Source organism: Gramella jeungdoensis, assembly GCF_023805255.1.
Lineage (GTDB): Bacteria > Bacteroidota > Bacteroidia > Flavobacteriales > Flavobacteriaceae > Christiangramia > Christiangramia jeungdoensis.
On the sequence record NZ_JAMSCK010000003.1, the window covers coordinates 66145 to 84835 of the forward strand.

The window sequence follows — 18691 nt, forward strand, 5'->3', positions numbered from 1 at the left end:
GACTTTAATTTAAGCTCTTAATTTCTTTTCCAGCTTTAATGCTTTTGGATGAAGAATATTGTTTTCCAAATGTATATGTTCATGCAGATCCTGCTCAAACTCATCCAGCTTATCAAACAAGGCCCTGTAAGTGTTACAGGCATGTGCCGGTGGCGTATAATCATTTGTTAAGCGGGCAATTTCTTTAAATATATCTCCTGCTTCCTCATGCTCCACTTCCATCATTTTAATAGGATTTTCAACTGTACTGAAATGAGGAACATCTATGGTAGTTCCCTCCTGCTCGGCCGCTACCATCTTCTTGATGAACGGAAAAAGGATAAGTTCTTCTTTTTTAAGATGCGAGGCAAGCTCTCCTGCAACCTGCTCGAATAATTCATAAACCTTCACCAGTTCAGGACTGTTAGCACCATGAACCCGGGCCACTTTATTAGTGTACTGGAGGAGCAGAGGAATATTAGCCTCCACATATTTATGATGTTTTTCTACAATATGATCTATTAACTCATCTAGCGGAAGACTGTTGTAATCGGTCCCCTTATCATCAGCATTTCCTATACTTTTAAGATCATCGGCTAGAAGTTCATAATCCACTCCATATTTTTCACAGGCCTTTTGAATGCTGATCCCTCCGCCGCAGCAAAAATCTATTCCATACTTCTTAAAAACATGAGATGCTTTTATATTTTCTGTTACACAATCGGCAACAGTTCTTTCGGGTGTAAATTCCATAGTTTTAAATTTAAATGTTTATTATACTGTCATTGAAAATAATTGTGTTTGGGGCTTATTCCTTTGCAGTCTCATATCGAAGGCCATGCATATATTTCGCACAAATGGCCGACCCTTTTCCGTAATTTTAAGGTAATTGCTATCTATTTCGATGAGTCCGTCATTTCGCATTTCTTTGAGGCGAACCAAAACATCAGGCAACCCATTGAAAAATTCCTGCCTGGTATACCAGGAAGTCTTTAGTTTACACATAAGATTGAGAATATGTTTCCTTATCACAAGGTCCTCTTCGGTAAGGATATGACCACGGTACACCGGGATCATGCCATTATTAACCAGATTCTGATATTCCTCAACACGTTTTACATTTTGAGCAAAACCGTACCAGCTGTCACTTATCGCAGAAACTCCCAATCCTATCATAGCCTGGGTTTTGGAGTTGGTATATCCCATGAAATTACGGTGTATTGTACGGTCTTCTACAGCTTTATATAAACTGTCTGATTTAAGCGCGAAGTGATCCATTCCTATCTCAACATAACCGGCATCCCGCAACATTTGCTTTCCGGTTTCATACTGCTCCCTTTTTTGTGCTGCAGTGGGAAGATCTTTCTCATTAAAACCCCGCTGACCATTTCCTTTCACCCATGGAACATGGGCATAACTGTAAAAAGCTATCCGGTCTGGCTTCAGCTCCTTGGTACGCTCTATTGTATGGATTATATGTTCTTTTGTTTGAAAAGGAAGCCCAAAAATGATGTCATGTCCCACCGATGTAAATCCTGTTTCTCTTGCCTGCTCAGTAGCTCTCTTCACATTTTCAAAAGGCTGGATTCTATGGATGGCTTTTTGTACGGCTGCATTATAATCCTGCACTCCGTAGCTCACTCTTTTAAAACCTAAAGAAGCAAGTACTTTTAGGTGGTCCCTATTTGTATTGTTAGGGTGACCCTCAAAACTCATCTCAGGTTCAGCAGCTATTTTAGCCTGTTTAAAAATCCCATCTATTAGAAGCTTCAGGTTATCAGGCGAGAAGAATGTAGGAGTACCTCCTCCAAGATGTATCTCTTTTACCACTGGTTTTTCTTCCAGTAGCTCACAGTACATCTCCCATTCTCTTAAAACCGTTTTTATATAAGGATCTTCAACCCCATGATTCTTTGTGATTCTCTTATTACAGCCACAAAAAGTGCACAGGCTCTCGCAAAAAGGCAGGTGTATATAAAGGCTTATCCCTTCAGAAGAGTTACTTTCCTTAAAACTCTTTTTAATAGAGTTCTTCCACTTCTCCCGGGTGAAAAGCTGTTCATCCCAGTAAGGTACCGTAGGATAACTGGTATATCGAGGTCCCGGAACATTATATTTTTCGATTAATTCTGAAGCCACCTTAGGTTTTATTTGGCTTCAAAAATATTGGTAGTCAGGCTAAAGAAATATGATATACATCAGCTTTTGCCGAAAACATAGAAAAATCAGAGTTTAATTTTCTCAATTTCCACAACTCCATTTGCACTAATGTTCAATGAGATCCATAGATCATTTTCCCCTGCTTTAAATCGAGATATTTCCAGATCGTCAAGAGAACCTATGAGATGTATGCCTTCTTTGGCTTCCAGCTTATTTTCGAGCTTTTCGTTAAGAGCGTCCATTTGCTCTTCGATATGCGGCATAAAATTGAAATTCATTTTCTCTTTCAATTTAGCATACATCCACTTGTTGATGACAGCTTCCAGTAACTGATTGGCAATCCAGTTACCAGTCTTACTATCTACTTCATAATCTTTCAGTGAGATCTTCTGAAATTCCCTGTTCAGTTCCAGCGAAGCGTGAAAGAGTAGTTCCACCTGTTTATTCTTAAAAAGACTCGTGAGAGTTTGTAAATTCACATGCAGACAAAGATCAAAATCTTCAAGTTCACTTTTGCTGATAGAAATATCCAGAATTTGTGCATAATTAGACTTTTCACCATCTTCATTTTCCTTGCTAATGATCTCTCCTACCAGCTTTTCCCTTAAATAATTATCAAGTACGGGATAGCCTATCTTTACAGGTATAGATACATTGAAATTGGCTTCCGAAATTTTATCTGAATCATTCATTCTAATAAGATTTATATTTTACTAAGGGCTTGTGAATGCCGAAAGAAAATATTCTAAGAAAAAGGTAAGCATTTCAGGATAGCCTAGATAAACCAGAAATGATAATTTTTTGCTAATTCAATGCAAAATCTAAAAGAAGCAGGCTGTAAAGGTGGAAAAAACAAAAACCTTCCAGTAATCTGAAAGGTTTTGAATGGGCAATTCAACAGTAATAGTCTCAGCTTAAGTGTGCTATATTTCTACCCTACATTGAAATAAGCTTTAAAGCTATAATAGAATACTGGCAGAATTATCCTATTAGCAAGGTAGGAATAAGAAGGAAGCCAGGAAATACCCAAAAAGAGGTATTTTCTTGCCTGCCGGCTCGTTTTTTCTGGTTTTAACCTATTTCGAAAACAGGGAAAATAAATGACCTTAAATATTAATTTCAAAAATTTTATAGTCATGAAATCTCTGATTAAAAAAGAATTAATTAAACTACTACTCATTGTACCTCTTCTGCTAATTTCATTTACGATAAACGCCCAGGACACCAGTTCTTATGAAAAGGCCAAGGCCGAAATTGAAGAAGAATTCGGGATGTTTCCCAAAATGTTTGAAATCTTCCCAGATCATGCCCTCGCCGGAGCCTGGGAGAATTTTAAGATGCTAAACAGTCCTGAAAGCAAGATTCCTGCAAAATATCGGGAGTTATTACAGTTGGCTGTGGCTTCCCAGATACCCTGTAACTATTGTATATACTACCATTCTGCCGCCGCCAAAGCTTATGGTGCCACCGAGGAAGAAATTCAGGAAGCGGTTGCCCAGGGGGCACAGACCCGGCACTGGAGTATGATATTACAGGGAAACCAGGTGGACTTTGAAGAATTTAAGGCAGAGTTCAATGCCATGATGAAGCATATGGCATCAAAGTCTAAATAGATCATTACAATTAGCGAAAGGATCAGGGTTACTGATCCTTTCCTGTTCTGTTACCTAATAGCTTATTTCTTCCGCATATGCCTGAATACAATAAACAAAACTATAAGGGCAACTACGAGGATCGTTATAAGGCCTATCAATTCTAAATTTTCCATTATTAGGTATTTATCATGAATCTATTCCAAACCAGTGTTTTGGACAATTCACTATCAATTTATGAAAATAAGCTTTAAAAAATAAAAAAAGGGCCGATGCCCTACACTATCGACCCTTCAAATCCTTAACCAAAGAAGGAATCAAATATATTTTTATTTGTGCTTGATAGTTAGCTGTATAGCATGAAATATTAGCTCTATAAAATTATTAATGCTTAAGAAAGTTTTCTTTTCCAGCTTCTTTTAAATCGAAAGAGACTAATTGGGTCCATTTTTAGAAATTGGATTATTCAAATCTGAAATAAGAAAATCCACTAAATATTAATAAAATTCAATAAAAAACACTAAAGACCTATTTTTTAATATATTTTTAGTCATATTGCTGAATTATTAACAAAACTTATCTCATGAAATCAGATGTTTTATCAGACTCTAAGGTATTATTTCAGCCTGATCCTGAACAATTAACCGATATAATTATTGATAACAATGAAGGGCAATTGACCGATTCGGGAAGTATTGCCATAAATACGGGGAAGTATACGGGAAGATCCCCGAAAGACAGGTTTATTGTTAAAGATGAGATCACTGAAGAAAAAGTGGATTGGGGTAGTATAAATCAACCTATTCAATCCGAATATTTTTTCAAACTTAGAGAAGACCTGCTGCAATATCTAAAGGGGAAAAAAGTATATAAAAGATATGCATACGCCGGGGCCCTTAAAGACTACCGACTTAACCTTGAAGTAATTACCGAATACTCCTGGTCAAATCTATTTGCTTACAACATGTTTTTAAGACCAGATCCATCAGAAATTGAAAACTTCAAAAAGGAATGGACGGTTATTGATGCCCCCGGATTTATGGCAAATCCACAAATACACGGAACCAGACAGTCCAATTTCGCAGTTATCAATTTTAAGGAGAAGACGGTTCTTATCGGGGGTACGGGTTACACCGGGGAGATCAAAAAAGGAATATTTTCAGCTCTCAATTTCATACTACCGGTACAACACCATGTACTCCCAATGCACTGTTCTGCTAATGTAGGGCGGGATGGAGATACAGCTATTTTCTTTGGCCTGTCGGGCACTGGAAAGACCACTCTTTCCGCAGATCCCAACCGAAAACTTATTGGGGATGACGAGCATGGGTGGACGCCAGATGATAAAATATTCAACTTTGAAGGTGGCTGCTATGCAAAGGTGATCAACCTAAGAAAAGAGTCGGAACCGGATATCTATAACGCTATCAAAAAGGGAGCGCTTCTTGAAAACGTCATGATTAAGGATGGTGAGGTAGATTATACCGATACCTCCATAACTCAGAATACCAGAGTAAGCTACCCCATAGATCATATTAAGAATATCCAGACGCCCTCGGTAGGTAGTAACCCGAAAAACATATTTTTCCTCACTGCTGATGCCTTTGGAGTATTACCTCCTGTTTCCAAGCTTACTTCCAGCCAGGCGGCCTATCATTTCATTTCAGGATACACATCAAAGATTGCAGGTACCGAAGCCGGAATTACAGAGCCGGCACCTTCATTTTCAGCCTGCTTTGGAGCACCATTCATGCCTTTACATCCAACGGTTTATGCCGAAATGCTCAGCGAAAAAATAGATAAAAGCGGTGTTAACGTCTGGCTTATCAATACAGGCTGGACCGGCGGAGCCTATGGTGTTGGGGAAAGAATAAAACTGAAATACACCAGAGCTATGGTGAATGCCATCCTGGACGGAAAACTGGACACCAGGTATTCTTACGAAAAATACCATATACATTCGGTGTTTGGTGTGGCCCAACCCAGAAGCTGTCCCGGAGTTCCTGATAAGGTCTTAAGCCCAAGAGCAACATGGAACGATGATAAGGCATACTATACCGAAGCTTTCAAACTTTCTAATGCTTTCAGGAAAAATTTCGAAAAATTCGAATCATATGCCAATGAGGACATAAGAAGAGGTGGACCTCAGAGATTCGATTTTTAAGCTATCTGCAAATATTGTTAATGTATTGATCGTCCAGAACAAAGATCTTTTCATAATCAATCAAAAACCTTCCGGTGGTGAACTGACATTTAAAACTCAGTTCATCACCTTTATCAATATAATGAAAGTCTGTATTAGGCACCTTTGATGGCTGGCAGCTGATTGGCTTAGAGAAATCCTCCAATCGGTTCTTTGCTATCGCGTTTATCTCACTTTTAAGTTCGTCCACCAGTTTTTCCGATTCTATATTTACCATAAGAGTTTCTTCGGGCAGAAATTCGATATCCCTTCCAATAGCCTTTCCCTTTCTGTTTATCACAGTGCTGTCTATGGAAAATCCATTTCTGAAAAAGGTATGTACATAGGCAATTTTCACAAAATTATCGTCAGTGGCAAAATCTGAATTTTTATAAGATTCTCTGATCCTGGTCCTGTTATCGGCCATCAAAAACGAATCTATGGGAAGCTCCCTCTTATCATACCATATTTCATGTAGCTGATACTCATAACCTTCAAAATTTTTCCCATCGTCACTACTTTCATCCATGCACCTGGCATACATCACGGCATCCTTCGCTACATAGTGAAACCCGTTCCTTTCCCTGAAAAATGGCATCTTGTATTCATTCTTTAAAATCCACTTTCCCTGATATTTATAACATGGGTAATTACAGTCAGCCGGAAGTTCCTTAAGTTTTACGTACGGCATGATATATTTATTCTCAAAACTCCATTTTAACATCTCATATCGGGGAGATTCCTTTGTAATCAGATTTTCACCGGTGTCTCTGGAATATAAGAATAACATATAGGCCAGTAGAATAATAAATGCCAGCCCAAGAATATAAACTACCCAGTTTCTTTCAGCCCGTACACCAACATTTTCTGGTGATCCATACTCCTTTTGGAGCCTGGCTTCATTTAATAAACGGTTGACATTTCTTAAGGCTCTTTGAAATTCCCCTTCAGAAGCAGTGTTATTGATGAGCCTGGAAAACTGGGAATCGCTATAGCAAAGGTCCCTGGCGATTCGGGAATTGCTAGTAGATTCAAACTTATTCTTCCCAGAATCAAACTGACCATACTTAGTCTCAAGCTTTGAAACAAATTCTTTATGATAAGGGGTAGTATTTTCCTGGTTCATTTTAGGCTTTAATCAATAAAATTCGATAAAAATCATTAAAAATTATTAAAGTGACAATTATATGGTTATCATTTTATATAATTGCTAACAAACGTAACAGTTTTTTAAGGTTATAATAACAGATCCTAAAGGTACAATTAATTAACCAGTACTTAAAAAAAACCAATTCCAATGAAATATTTATTTACTAAATCTTTTTTGCTCTTACTCTTTTGCTTTTCTCAGGTTGCGTTTAGTCAGCAACAGGTTACAGGAACTGTTAAAGATCAATATGGCATGCCACTCGCCGGAGTAACGGTTTTAGAAACCGATACCCAAAACGGAACAGCGACCGATTTTGATGGCAAATTTACGATATCGATTTCGAATGAAGATGCTTCGCTAACATTTAGCTATCTCGGCTTTAAAAGAAAAGTGGTTAGCGTTGGGGATGACACTAATATAGATGTTGTTCTGGAAGAAGATGTCGAGTCGCTGGAAAGCGTAGTGATCAACTCTCTTGGCTTCAAAGAAAAACGAGATGAGTTAGGTTATGCCAGTTCTACCGTAGAAGGGGAAACCGTTAGCGAATCTGGAGAAGCCACTTTATTAAATGGATTATCGGGTAAATCCTCAGGAGTACGGATTAGCAGGAATTCAGGTGATCCCGGAGCCGGGGCCTATATTCAAATCAGAGGATTGTCTTCCATAACCAGAAACAGCCAGCCACTTATTGTTGTAGATGGCGTTCCTATCAGTAATGATGTTCGTGGAAATTCTGATAGAAGTGGGGTTAGTCAGGAATCCAGGCTAAACGATATTAACCCGAACGATATTGAATCTATTTCGGTATTAAAGGGTGCTTCAGCAGCCGCCTTGTGGGGGACACAGGCCCTTGGTGGTGTTGTGATCATTACCACTAAAGACGGTAGCTATAACCAGGGCCTTCAGATAAATTATTCCACTACCTTTTCTTATGATGTGATCAATCAGAAGTATCCATTACAGAATGAATACGGACAGGGCGATAATGGAGTTTATGATCAGCGCGCGAGGGATTCTTATGGAGACCTCATTGCCGATCGTCCCGGTGGCCAGGATGACTTTGACACTTCAGGAGAATTCTATGAAGACCAGGATGGGCGTATCTATTACCCTATCATAAACAAGAATTCACAGCAAACTTATGATGAGTCAAATTTCGACAAGGTATTCGACAATGGTTATTTCTGGGAAAATAATATTAGCCTTAGTGGAGGAAGCGCAAAAAGTTCAGTTTTCTTCAGTATAAGTGATCTTGATCAACAGGGTATTATTAAAAATAATTCTGATTACAGAAGAACTACAACGCGTTTAAACGCGAAACATAAATTTAATGAGGTATTGAGTCTGGACTTTAGTTCAACTTATGCCCGAACAAACTCCAACAGAATTAGAAAAGGTGCAAGTTCTTCAGGTTTATATCTAGGACTGTTAAGGAACCCGACAGATTTTGATATCTCAGGTTACCGAGGTAACTACTATTCTGGTCCAGAAGCTTCTCCGGTTTCAGACAGACAAAGATCTTATCGTGAACCCTTGGGAGCCGATGGATCACCGACTTATAACAACCCATTATGGACCATAAATGAACAGGAAAATGAAGCAAAGGTAGACCGTTTTATCACCAATTTTGAACTTACGGCAGAACCAATGAGTTGGCTGGACCTTATCGCAAGAGTTGGTCTTGACCATTATAGTGAAGAACGAGATGAATTCTTTACCCCTGGATCTGCTGCTGGTGCCTATCGTTCAGGCCTTATAGATAATTCTATTGCTACCAACACCATTTTCAATATGGATTATATCGCCAAATCTCAGTTTAACGTAAGTGATGATTTTGGTGGTATTTTCCTTGCGGGATTCAACTATAATTCAAAATCAAGAAGTGTTGAGGGAGCGTCCGCAAGAAATTTCATTCAGTTTGTAGATGTAGATAGCGGAATTCGTGATATAGACAATGCATTGCCTGAAAACAGATCGGTTACAAGTACTGAAGGCCATGAAAGAACCGCAGCGGTCTATTCCTCCCTATCTCTTAATGCCCTTGAAATGTTATATTTCACGGGAACTATCAGGGTAGAATCAGCCTCTACCTTCGGGAATAATGTAGATAATACTTTCGCTTTTCCATCGGCGTCACTGGCATGGCAGTTCACCAAGCTTCTGGACATCAATGACGATGTACTTTCATTCGGTAAATTAAGAGCTTCTTATGGTGAGGTTGGGGTGCAACCCTCTCGTTATAATACTTCCAATATATTCGTTTCACCTTCATTTGGCGATAGTCTTGGTGGTGACCTCGATTTGACCCTATTCGGAAATGGAGCGTTCATTCCAGCTGCTAGTAGAGGAAATAACGCACTAAGACCTGAAAGAAAAAAAGAAGTTGAATTTGGAGTAGATCTTAGATTCCTTCAGGATAAACTTCGATTTAGTGCTACTTATTTCGATAATAAAACCGAGGACGTCCTTTTAGATTTTCCTTTACCCAACTCAACCGGTTACAGTTCCATTTATGCTAATGGAGCAGAAATTGAGAATAAAGGGCTCGAGTTAGATTTAGGATATCAAATAATCCTGACAGATGATTTCTCATGGAGCATTAACTCAAATTTCACCACTGTAGAGAATAAAGTTACCGACCTAGTTGGTATAGAATCATTCGATTTAGGAGGACTGGCAGCAGTTTCTTCCAGAGCGGTTAAAGGTGAGCCACTAGGTGTACTTTGGGGTTCGAGAGTTTTAAGGGATGAAGAAGGTAATTATGCTTTAGATGAAAATGGATTTCCTATACAAGATCAGGAAGTTGGTGTGATTGGGGATCCCAATCCAGATTGGCAGGGAGCATTGTCTACTTCTATTAAATACAAAAATTTTAGACTTTCAGCATTGCTGGAAACCTATCAGGGAGCCGATATTTTCGCTGGAACAAAATCTGTACTTCGTGATCTGGGTAGATGGTACGATACAGCTAACAGAGTTACTGCTGAACGAAATTATGTGACTTCAGCAGGTAATGTGATCAATATAGGTGAAACCTTCCGTGGAAATATTCAGGATTTTGGTGGAGGACCTGTAGCACTTACCGAATCATGGTATAATGGTGAAGGAGGATTTTTTGGTGGAGGGACTGATGAACTTTATATTGAAGATGGTTCCTGGACAAGGCTTCGTGAATTAAGTCTGGGTTATTTATGGGATTCCCAATGGCTAAAAAAAACCACAAAACTTCAATCTATAGAACTTACATTAACCGGAAGAAACCTGTTTTTATGGACAGAGTTTGAAGGTAATGATCCAGATACCAACCTTTCCGGGATTAGTGCAGCTCGTGGTATTGACTATTTCAACAACCCGGGAACAAAATCATATCTGGTAAATCTTAACGTAAAATTTTAAAACTATCAACAACATGAAACGAATTATAATTTTAATACTTGTTGTAAGCTTTCAGCTCTCGTGTAGCGACCTGGTAGATGGCATTAATGACGACCCTAATAATATTACAGAAAGTACATTTGGTAGTATCCTAACAGGTGCTGAAGTTGGAAATCTTCTTGTACAGAGTGGGGAAACAGCAAGAAGGTCTGCCCTTTTTGCCGGACAATACACAGGATTAGACCGCCAGCACCTGAGTTTATCAGAATACAATGTAACTACCAGTACTTTTAATGCTTTATGGTATGATCTCTATGTAAATGCATATAGAAATGCAGTTGTTGCTGAAACTGTTGCGATAGATGATAATATTGGTCCTGTAAGCCTTGGAATTACCCAGGTTTTACAGGCATATATTATTGGGACTGCAGCTTCACTTTATGGAGATGTTCCTTATGATGAAGCTGGCGATATTGAGAATATGAATCCTGCTTATGAAGATCAGCCTGCCGTATTTCAGAAAATCCAGGATCGCCTGGACGAGGCTATTGCTAATTTGCAAACCGGAGGTGGACGTCCGGCAGGAGGTTCTGATATTTATTATGATGGTGCCCCAAATAAGTGGATCGAATCCGCCTATACTCTAAAAGCAAGATTTTATTTAGTTACAAAACAATACGATTTAGCTTATCAGGCTGCACAAAATGGAATAAGTTCTATGGAGAACAGCATGTACGCTCCACACGGTACAGCGGCTGAAAATTCAAATTTAAATTATCAGTTATTTGCTGTCGCAGTTAGACAGGCCGATGTGGTAGTTTCTGATTTTATGACCAGTTTGGTGCAACCCGGATCGGAAAACCCGATGCCCGAAAATTATCGCGGAAACTCTAAAACCGACGAAACAGCGAGATTTAACTATCTCTTCAATATTACCAGCGTAGGAGTTCAGCCGAATATTGAAGATGGTTTTGCAGCGCAAACAGCTCCCGCTCCACTGGTAACTTACCAGGAAAATCTTCTGATACTTGCCGAATCAGCATTAAGATCGCAGGGATTTGACGCCGGACTGGATGCGCTCAATAATTTCAGGGCCTTTATGGATGGTGGTGGATATTTGATGAATATTGACCCGGCTAATCTTAATTATGAAGCTTATACAGCCGCAGATTTCGCTTCAGGAGGCATTGAAAACCCTGACGGACTGAGTCCCGAAGATGCCTTATTAAGAGAGATCCTGGAAGAAAGATATGTTACACTTTTCGGACTTATTGAACCATTCAATGACATGCGAAGAACTCTTAATGAAAGTAACGTAAGGGTTCCGGTAGAGCCTAATACAGGTAACCAGTTGCCTCAGCGTTTTCTAATCCCCCAAACTGAAATAGACAGGAATGAAAACGTCCCAAACCCAATTCCAGACTTTTTTGAACCTACAGATATCAATTCATGATAATGACAGAAATGAAGAGAAATAATGCCCGACGTTTACTGCGTCTATCTATCATATTACTTTTTCTTCCGGCTGTATTGTTCAGCCAGGAAAAGCAGGCAGATAAAATTCTGTTTGTTGGAAATAGTTTCACCTATTTCTGGAATATGCCCCAGATGGTCGAAGCTATGGCGAAAGATCAGGGTGTAAAACTGCAAACCTCGCAATCTACTGTAGGCGGCAGTAACCTTGAACAACACTGGAAGAAAGAAAAGGAAACCAATAGCCGGAATATGCTAGAAAATGAAAGCTGGGACTATGTGGTGCTTCAGGATCATAGTATGAGTACCATAGATGCACCTGAAAGGTTTACTACTTATGCCACCAAGCTCATTGAGCTTGTAAAGGAAAAAGATGCCACTCCCCTGCTTTCAATGACCTGGGCTTATGATTCCAATCCGTTAATGCAGGAAACTATTGGCAATTCCTATATAAAACTTGGAAAAGAGACCGGTGTGAACGTAGTTCCCGTGGGAACCATTTTCATGCAGGCTCAAAAAGCGAGGCCAGACCTGAAGATGTACTTTGATGATAAACATCCTTCATCTGACGGGTCTTACCTTGTAGCCCTTATTTACTATAAATATCTCACAGGCAAATCTGTTAAAGATATTCCGAACCGATTAAAAACCACAGATTCTGACGGAGACATGTTGTATTTGAATTTTGTTCTCCCTGAAACCGGAGCTTTTCTAAGGCAACTGGTGGAAGACTTTGACATGGAATCATTTAAAGAGACACATTAATGAAGGTTCGGAAAAATATTTTTTTAGCACTTGGGCCGGTATTATTTCTTGCACTTCAAAGCATTGGCGGACCTGAGGGCATGCCAGACGCGGCTTACGACGTTTTATGCGCTACCATCTGGATTGCTTTATGGTGGGTGACAGAAGCAGTACCTATCGCTGTAACTGCCTTACTCCCAATTGTTCTATTTCCATTAACGGGAGCACTTGAGCTTTCAACCACGACCGCTTCTTACGGCCACAAATATATTTTCCTTTATATGGGCGGATTTATGCTTGCGATCGCAATAGAGAAATGGAACCTTCATAAACGTATAGCACTCCATATTATCAAATTAATAGGAACCAATGTAAAGAATATCATTCTTGGTTTTATGGTGGCAACGGCATTCCTCTCTATGTGGATATCAAATACCGCTACATCGGTGATGATGCTTCCCATAGGGATGTCTATCGTTTCACAACTTAAGGATAATCCTTCCACCGCGGAAGATGAGAATAAGATCTTCGGAAAAGCCCTGATGTTAAGTATCGCTTACAGTGCATCTATTGGAGGTGTCGCAACCCTTATAGGCACACCGCCTAACCTGGTCTTTGCCGGATATATTCAGGAGATATACAATATAGATATCACCTTTTTTCAGTGGCTGAAATTCGGTCTACCAATATCTGTTTTACTACTTATTATCTCATGGTATTATTTAACCCATGTAGCCTTCAATTTTAAACAGAAAGAATTCCCCGGCGGGAAACAGGAAATTCAAAAATTGATCGCTGAATTGGGCCCTATGAAAAGGGAAGAAAAGATCGTAATGAGCGTTTTTATCATCACGGCTTTCTGCTGGATCACTCGCTCATTTATACTGGAAAAATTCCTGCCTGGAATAGATGATACCATTATTGCGATGATCGCGGGAATTACCCTTTTCACGATAGGTTCTGGAAGTGAAGGTAAAAGAATTATTAAATGGAAGGAAGCCGTAAAAATGCCTTGGGGAATTATTCTCCTATTTGGTGGTGGTATGGCCCTCGCTTCAGGATTTGAGGTTACGGGTCTGGCTGAATGGTTTGGGCTGCAGATGACCCTGCTCCAGGCACTACCACTACTACTTCTGGTATTGATCGTAATTTTCAGTGTGAATTTCATCACAGAACTTACATCAAACCTGGCGACAACAGCGATGCTTCTGCCCATTCTGGCCCCTATCGCATTAAAACTAGACCTGAATCCCTATATGTTACTGGTAGCAACAACGGTGGCAGCCTCTTGTGCCTTCATGTTGCCGGTGGCGACTCCGCCAAATGCGGTGGTGTTCGGTTCAGGGTACCTAAGGATCCCAGACATGGTAAAGACTGGTATCTGGATGAATCTCATCTCAGTTCTCATCCTTACAGTGATGGTCTACCTAATGCTACCTATCCTTTGGGATTTTGATCCTTTTGGATTCAGTGAAGAATTTGTACTAAAAAAACAACCATAAAATAGAATAACTCTCTAAAACATTAAATAATGGAAACAATTATAAAATTTAAAACGAGAGCACTTTTGAGTTCCGGTGTCTTTATCTTCATCTTACTGGCTTTCGCAGCCTGTTCCAATGATGATGACATAGCTGTTAAGGATGACGGAGTTCTTAGGCTGCTAAAACAGAATATTGGTGAAGATGATTTGATGGATGGGGCCGATAATATTCCTGTGGAATCAAATTTAACCCTGGTATTTTCTCACAGTTTGAATACTGAAGCGCTGAGTTCAGCACTTCAGGTGAATTCTGAAGGAGGAAACGCCGACTACAGCCTGGAGTTTTCAAATTCCAATTCGATAGTTACCATAACTCCAAACGATCGGTTTGAATATGAAACCGGTTACACGATTGCGCTCCCCGCAGGAGAATATGGCACTAAAGGAGAAGCTTTAGAAGAACCGGTGAACATCAATTTCAGAACCGCAGCTTATGTGCCTCCGGTGATTAAACTGTCTTCAGAAGCCGATAAGGTAAAAGAAAGTGCCGAGACCATAACGATCACTGCAGAACTGGATAAGGATACCGATGAAGATGTAACGGTAGTTCTTGATTTTGGTGGCTCAGCTACCTTAGACACCGATTATTCAGTGAGCAGCACTGAACTGGTGATTCCTGCAGGTGAACTTTCCACTACATTCGATCTTACTACAACTCCAGACCAGGAAAATGATGATAACGAGTCAGTGATCATAAGTGTTGCTTCAATCGAGAATGCGACCGATAATGATAATACGATGGTGGAGATAAATATTACAGAAGAACTACCTCCACTTTCCCTTAAAGGTGTTATGGCACTTACATGGGATGGTTCTGACACCAACGATGGTAAAGCGGTTCATGTGGTTGCCAATGCCGATATCGCAGATCTTAGTATCTACAGTATTGGGGTTGCAAATAACGGAGGTGGAACCGATGGCCCTGAATATACCTTCCCGGCGATCTCACTTTCTGAAGGGGATAATGTCCTCGTTGCCCGTAATCCGGAAGCATTATCGGCTTATTTCGAAAATTGCACCGATGAATTTGCAGTAATACTCGAATCTAACAATTCGATCAGCCAGAGCGGCGATGACGCGATAGAGCTTTATAATGGGGAAACCGTTATCGAGGTTTACGGAGATGCTGATGTTGACGGAACTGGTTTAGAATGGGAATATTCAGGTTCCTGGGCTTATAAAATAGGCAGGGAATGGACTTATGGCGGTGTTGATTGCAGCGTTGGAGCTTCTCTTAACAGCCAGTCATCCTGTCCATATCCAATTTGTAAAGAAGCTCTTGAGCTTAAGGGAGCACTGGCCATACTTTGGGATGGCAGTGGTACGAACGGTGGAAAAGCCGTACACTTTAAAGCGAATAAGGATATTGAAGACCTTAGCATCTATGGTGTTGGAATCACCAATAATGGTGGTGGAACCGATGGCGTGGAATACGTATTCCCACAAATAGCTGTTGAAGAAGGTGATGACATTTTGCTCGCCAGAGAACCGGGCACCATAGCAGCCTATTTTGGTGGATGCATGGATGAATTTGAACATGTGTTCGAATCAGATTCCATGAACCAGAATGGAGATGACGGTGTCGAGCTTTTCAATGGCGAGACCGTAGTTGAAACTTATGGAGATGCCAATGTGGATGGGACAGGAGAAATCTGGGAATACTCAGGATCCTGGGCCTATAAGATCAATGGTGATTGGACCGTTGGCGGGATAGATTGTGCCGCAGGTTCAACCACCACTCAAAATTCCAGTTGCGTATATCCACTTTGTGAGTAGAATTAGTCACGAGCGGGAGCTCTGTCTCCCGCTCTAAAAAAACATGATGAAAAAACCAAACATATCATTTCAGATCCTGAAATCATTAATAATCGCCTTGCTTTTTATAAGCTGCGATACCGACGACTCAGATCCGCCGCAAGAGGAACTGACAATTAGTTCGGTAAGGATCAATGGCTCAAATCTGAGTAATGATATGTCCAATGTTCCGCTGGATGGAAGCATAGAAATCGCCTTTTCCAGCACTCTGAATTCTGAAGAATTTGCGGAAGCATTTTCATTTTCAGATTCCCAGGGAGAAGCAACTTATGACATTAGCCTGACCAGCGCAGGCTCGAAAGCGATTATATCCTATTCAGGCCTTAATCCTAACTCCTCCTATAACATAAGCATTAATACAACGACAATTGGAAATAATGGCGAAGTGCTATCCACTCAGTTTTCAAGGAGCTTTACCACAACCGAAGCAGAAGAGACAAAGTCACCCTGTACTTCGGCTACCCTAGACTGTATGCAGCAACTGGAGATCACTGAAGGCTTTTCTTTTGAGTTCTACAGTACATTCGACATAGTTTCTGATACCGATTATGTATGGGAAGAAATCGAGGAAGTCGTCTTTTCAGTTCACGGGCAAAACCGGGATGCCGATAATTATTTTCGATATATGACCAATTCCCTTGGTGATGTCGGAATGTTGGAGAACACACTAGTTATATCTCCTTATTTCAAAGAAGAATCCGGTGCGACAGATACAGAATTATTCTGGGGTAGTGACTGGAGAACTGGTAGCGATTCAGGGAATAGCCAGGTTAATATCAGTTCATTTTCAGTTCTTGATGTGATGATAGACTATCTGAGCGACCAGGAAAAGTTTCCTAACCTCAGGAAGATCACAATTGCCGGGCATAGCTCGGGAGCAGCATTTGCACAGCATTATGCGATAGTGAATACATCGGAAGCCAGCCATCCCGATTATGAGTTTCGCTATGTCGTGGCAAACAACCAGTATTTCTACTATCCTGACGGAAATCGATATAATGAAAGTACCGGTGAATTCTACACTCCTGCAGATTGCACGGGTTACAATTACTGGCCTTACGGATATGAATTCGCACCGGCCTATGTAGATGGAATAACCCAGGAAGATCTCCGGCAGCAGCAAATATCCAGAAATACTGTTTATTTACTGGGAACCAACGATACCCAAACCCAAGGAACCCTTAATACCACAGATTGTGCTGCGATTCTATTAGGCTCAAACAGACTTGAGCGGGGAAGGAATATGTTCATTTATTTTGAGACCTTCTATTCTTCTGAAAACAATCATCAGAAGATCGAGGTTGATGGTGTTGGGCATGATGCCAGTGCCATGTTCAATTCTGATGAATTCAAACAATTAATAAGTTCAAATTAATTTTTCAGACTTAGGTGTTTTTTTTTTAAAGAGGCGCTCAGAACCAGGGCGCTTCTTTTATTTTTTCACAAAAAAGTTAACGCCTCAGGAACTGCAAATTCGCAAGCCTTTTTAAATTGAATTCTCATCATGAACTTGGCGATCCCGGGGATTCTGCAATAAGAAAGACCATTAGCAGTCCCATTTCCCCTGATGATTAACAAAAATAAAACACTAGTTAACAGCTATTTATAAAATTTACACTATTACGCGCCTTATCTTTAGTCAGATAATTTAGACCTTATGTTCATTTATTATAATATGAACTTCCCCCTGTATAGAATAAAAACATCCATTAAACCCTACTAAAATGGAATTAATCACCTTAAAGGAATTCAATCGACTCCCAGAGAGCGAGAAAAAAGAGATCATTAGTTTTACCGGAGAGATCCTTGAATACAGAAGCGGCAGGTACAAAAACTTCGCTTTATACACTGTTGAAAGGTTTTTTGTGGAGGTGGAGATATCCGATAATGTTGAAATGATCAATATTAAAGCCTTCGTATCTGGAAAGCTTCTGGATAAATACACTTTGGAACCTGAAACTTTAAAGGGAATACTTCTTCCATAGAGGTCTAGCCATAGATATATCAGGAAAATTCAATCTAGCCATTTTAGTACGACTGCTGCTATCCTGGATGCTACGTTTATTTGAAAAACGAAATATTTTTTATATCTTCTAGCATTCCCTACTCAATTTATTTTCCTAATTATCAACCAAATATTATTAAAATGAAAAAATTATTTTTTTTCTTATCCGTTTCATTTTTCTGTTTTTCAACGCTCTGTGCACAAGAGAATACCAAGGCAGATAATAGCTATATTCTAACCGAGATATGGAAAGCAAAACCCGAATGGTACAAGTTAACTACAGAGGAAAGAACTGAGTTTTTTGAAAACAAGATCAATCCAGTGCTTATGGGAACATTGCAGAGTGGAGCCCAAATTATTGGGACTGCAATAAATAATAATACCGGTGGGGAACGGATGGATTATCAGTTTATGGCAGTATGGAAATTTCCGAACAAAGAAAGTTCGGACCAACTGGAAAAGGCCGCCAAAGAGGCTGGGTTTTTGAAATATTTTGACCAGGTAAATTTTAGCGGAAATATTATTCCTCCACCGGCTCTGAATGAGCATATGATTCAAATAACAAAATAGAAATCCAAAACTTAGTTGCATGAGGATATAGACCTCACAAATAATAAAAGCCACTCAGTTGAGTGGCTTTTATTTTATTAGCGGAAAATTTGAAATATCAAGA

At 39.8% G+C, this 18691-nt stretch carries 14 protein-coding genes; 10 read left to right on the forward strand and 4 right to left on the reverse strand.

What is annotated here, in order from left to right:
• Window positions 1-9 precede the first annotated feature (9 nt).
• The 3 genes from ric to NE848_RS08000 all read right to left on the reverse strand — a co-directional run bounded on the left by ric (window position 10) and on the right by NE848_RS08000 (window position 2831).
• A complete protein-coding gene (gene ric, locus NE848_RS07990) occupies window positions 10-732 on the reverse strand; it encodes an iron-sulfur cluster repair di-iron protein (protein ID WP_252112260.1) in 723 nt (240 codons plus the stop codon).
• Between the two features lie 21 nt (window positions 733-753).
• The gene (gene hemN / locus NE848_RS07995; RefSeq protein ID WP_252112262.1) at window positions 754-2118 is read right to left on the reverse strand and encodes an oxygen-independent coproporphyrinogen III oxidase; all 1365 of its coding nucleotides are present in this window, start codon (window positions 2116-2118) and stop codon (window positions 754-756) included.
• Window positions 2119-2204: 86 nt separating this feature from the next.
• Window positions 2205-2831 (reverse strand): DUF4403 family protein, encoded by a 627-nt coding sequence (locus NE848_RS08000; protein WP_252112264.1) that lies wholly within the window; start codon window positions 2829-2831, stop codon window positions 2205-2207.
• Window positions 2832-3275: 444 nt separating this feature from the next.
• Between NE848_RS08000 and NE848_RS08005 the strand changes: the two genes are divergently transcribed.
• The gene (locus NE848_RS08005) at window positions 3276-3752 is read left to right on the forward strand and encodes a carboxymuconolactone decarboxylase family protein (RefSeq protein ID WP_252112266.1); all 477 of its coding nucleotides are present in this window, start codon (window positions 3276-3278) and stop codon (window positions 3750-3752) included.
• A gap of 562 nt (window positions 3753-4314) precedes the next feature.
• Window positions 4315-5895, forward strand: coding sequence for a phosphoenolpyruvate carboxykinase (ATP) (pckA, locus tag NE848_RS08010; RefSeq protein WP_252112268.1), 1581 nt, complete (start codon window positions 4315-4317; stop codon window positions 5893-5895).
• Between the two features lies 1 nt (window position 5896).
• On the opposite strand, the gene NE848_RS08015 is transcribed toward pckA, so the two are convergent.
• Window positions 5897-7039, reverse strand: coding sequence for a hypothetical protein (locus tag NE848_RS08015; protein WP_252112270.1), 1143 nt, complete (start codon window positions 7037-7039; stop codon window positions 5897-5899).
• Between the two features lie 171 nt (window positions 7040-7210).
• Between NE848_RS08015 and NE848_RS08020 the strand changes: the two genes are divergently transcribed.
• The 8 genes from NE848_RS08020 to NE848_RS08055 all read left to right on the forward strand — a co-directional run bounded on the left by NE848_RS08020 (window position 7211) and on the right by NE848_RS08055 (window position 18588).
• Window positions 7211-10459, forward strand: coding sequence for a SusC/RagA family TonB-linked outer membrane protein (locus tag NE848_RS08020; RefSeq protein ID WP_252112272.1), 3249 nt, complete (start codon window positions 7211-7213; stop codon window positions 10457-10459).
• 13 nt (window positions 10460-10472) lie between these two features.
• Entirely contained in the window at window positions 10473-11891 is a 1419-nt protein-coding gene (locus NE848_RS08025) for a SusD/RagB family nutrient-binding outer membrane lipoprotein (protein WP_252112274.1), read from the forward strand.
• A gap of 11 nt (window positions 11892-11902) precedes the next feature.
• The gene (locus NE848_RS08030; protein ID WP_252112276.1) at window positions 11903-12676 is read left to right on the forward strand and encodes an SGNH/GDSL hydrolase family protein; all 774 of its coding nucleotides are present in this window, start codon (window positions 11903-11905) and stop codon (window positions 12674-12676) included.
• Entirely contained in the window at window positions 12676-14157 is a 1482-nt protein-coding gene (locus NE848_RS08035; protein WP_252112278.1) for an SLC13 family permease, read from the forward strand. Before NE848_RS08030 ends, NE848_RS08035 begins: the two co-directional genes overlap by 1 nt.
• A 29-nt stretch (window positions 14158-14186) precedes the next feature.
• Window positions 14187-15974: an Ig-like domain-containing domain gene (locus tag NE848_RS08040; protein WP_252112280.1), complete on the forward strand. Its 1788-nt coding sequence runs from the start codon at window positions 14187-14189 to the stop codon at window positions 15972-15974.
• 43 nt (window positions 15975-16017) lie between these two features.
• The gene (locus tag NE848_RS08045; protein WP_252112282.1) at window positions 16018-17388 is read left to right on the forward strand and encodes an Ig-like domain-containing domain; all 1371 of its coding nucleotides are present in this window, start codon (window positions 16018-16020) and stop codon (window positions 17386-17388) included.
• A 349-nt stretch (window positions 17389-17737) separates the two neighbouring features.
• A complete protein-coding gene (locus NE848_RS08050) occupies window positions 17738-17998 on the forward strand; it encodes a hypothetical protein (RefSeq protein ID WP_252112284.1) in 261 nt (86 codons plus the stop codon).
• 161 nt (window positions 17999-18159) lie between these two features.
• Window positions 18160-18588: a DUF6616 family protein gene (locus NE848_RS08055; RefSeq protein ID WP_252112286.1), complete on the forward strand. Its 429-nt coding sequence runs from the start codon at window positions 18160-18162 to the stop codon at window positions 18586-18588.
• The last annotated feature ends 103 nt before the right edge of the window (window positions 18589-18691 follow it).

Excerpts from the sequence above, each read along its gene's own strand:
- ric (WP_252112260.1), bottom strand. The coding sequence starts at position 732 with ATGGAATTTACACCCGAAAGAACTGTTGCCGATTGTGTAACAGAAAAT.
- NE848_RS08000 (WP_252112264.1), bottom strand. The coding sequence starts at position 2,831 with ATGAATGATTCAGATAAAATTTCGGAAGCCAATTTCAATGTATCTATA.
- NE848_RS08005 (WP_252112266.1), top strand. The coding sequence starts at position 3,276 with ATGAAATCTCTGATTAAAAAAGAATTAATTAAACTACTACTCATTGTA.
- pckA (WP_252112268.1), top strand. The coding sequence starts at position 4,315 with ATGAAATCAGATGTTTTATCAGACTCTAAGGTATTATTTCAGCCTGAT.
- NE848_RS08015 (WP_252112270.1), bottom strand. The coding sequence starts at position 7,039 with ATGAACCAGGAAAATACTACCCCTTATCATAAAGAATTTGTTTCAAAG.
- NE848_RS08020 (WP_252112272.1), top strand. The coding sequence starts at position 7,211 with ATGAAATATTTATTTACTAAATCTTTTTTGCTCTTACTCTTTTGCTTT.
- NE848_RS08025 (WP_252112274.1), top strand. The coding sequence starts at position 10,473 with ATGAAACGAATTATAATTTTAATACTTGTTGTAAGCTTTCAGCTCTCG.
- NE848_RS08030 (WP_252112276.1), top strand. The coding sequence starts at position 11,903 with ATGAAGAGAAATAATGCCCGACGTTTACTGCGTCTATCTATCATATTA.
- NE848_RS08035 (WP_252112278.1), top strand. The coding sequence starts at position 12,676 with ATGAAGGTTCGGAAAAATATTTTTTTAGCACTTGGGCCGGTATTATTT.
- NE848_RS08040 (WP_252112280.1), top strand. The coding sequence starts at position 14,187 with ATGGAAACAATTATAAAATTTAAAACGAGAGCACTTTTGAGTTCCGGT.
- NE848_RS08045 (WP_252112282.1), top strand. The coding sequence starts at position 16,018 with ATGATGAAAAAACCAAACATATCATTTCAGATCCTGAAATCATTAATA.
- NE848_RS08050 (WP_252112284.1), top strand. The coding sequence starts at position 17,738 with ATGGAATTAATCACCTTAAAGGAATTCAATCGACTCCCAGAGAGCGAG.
- NE848_RS08055 (WP_252112286.1), top strand. The coding sequence starts at position 18,160 with ATGAAAAAATTATTTTTTTTCTTATCCGTTTCATTTTTCTGTTTTTCA.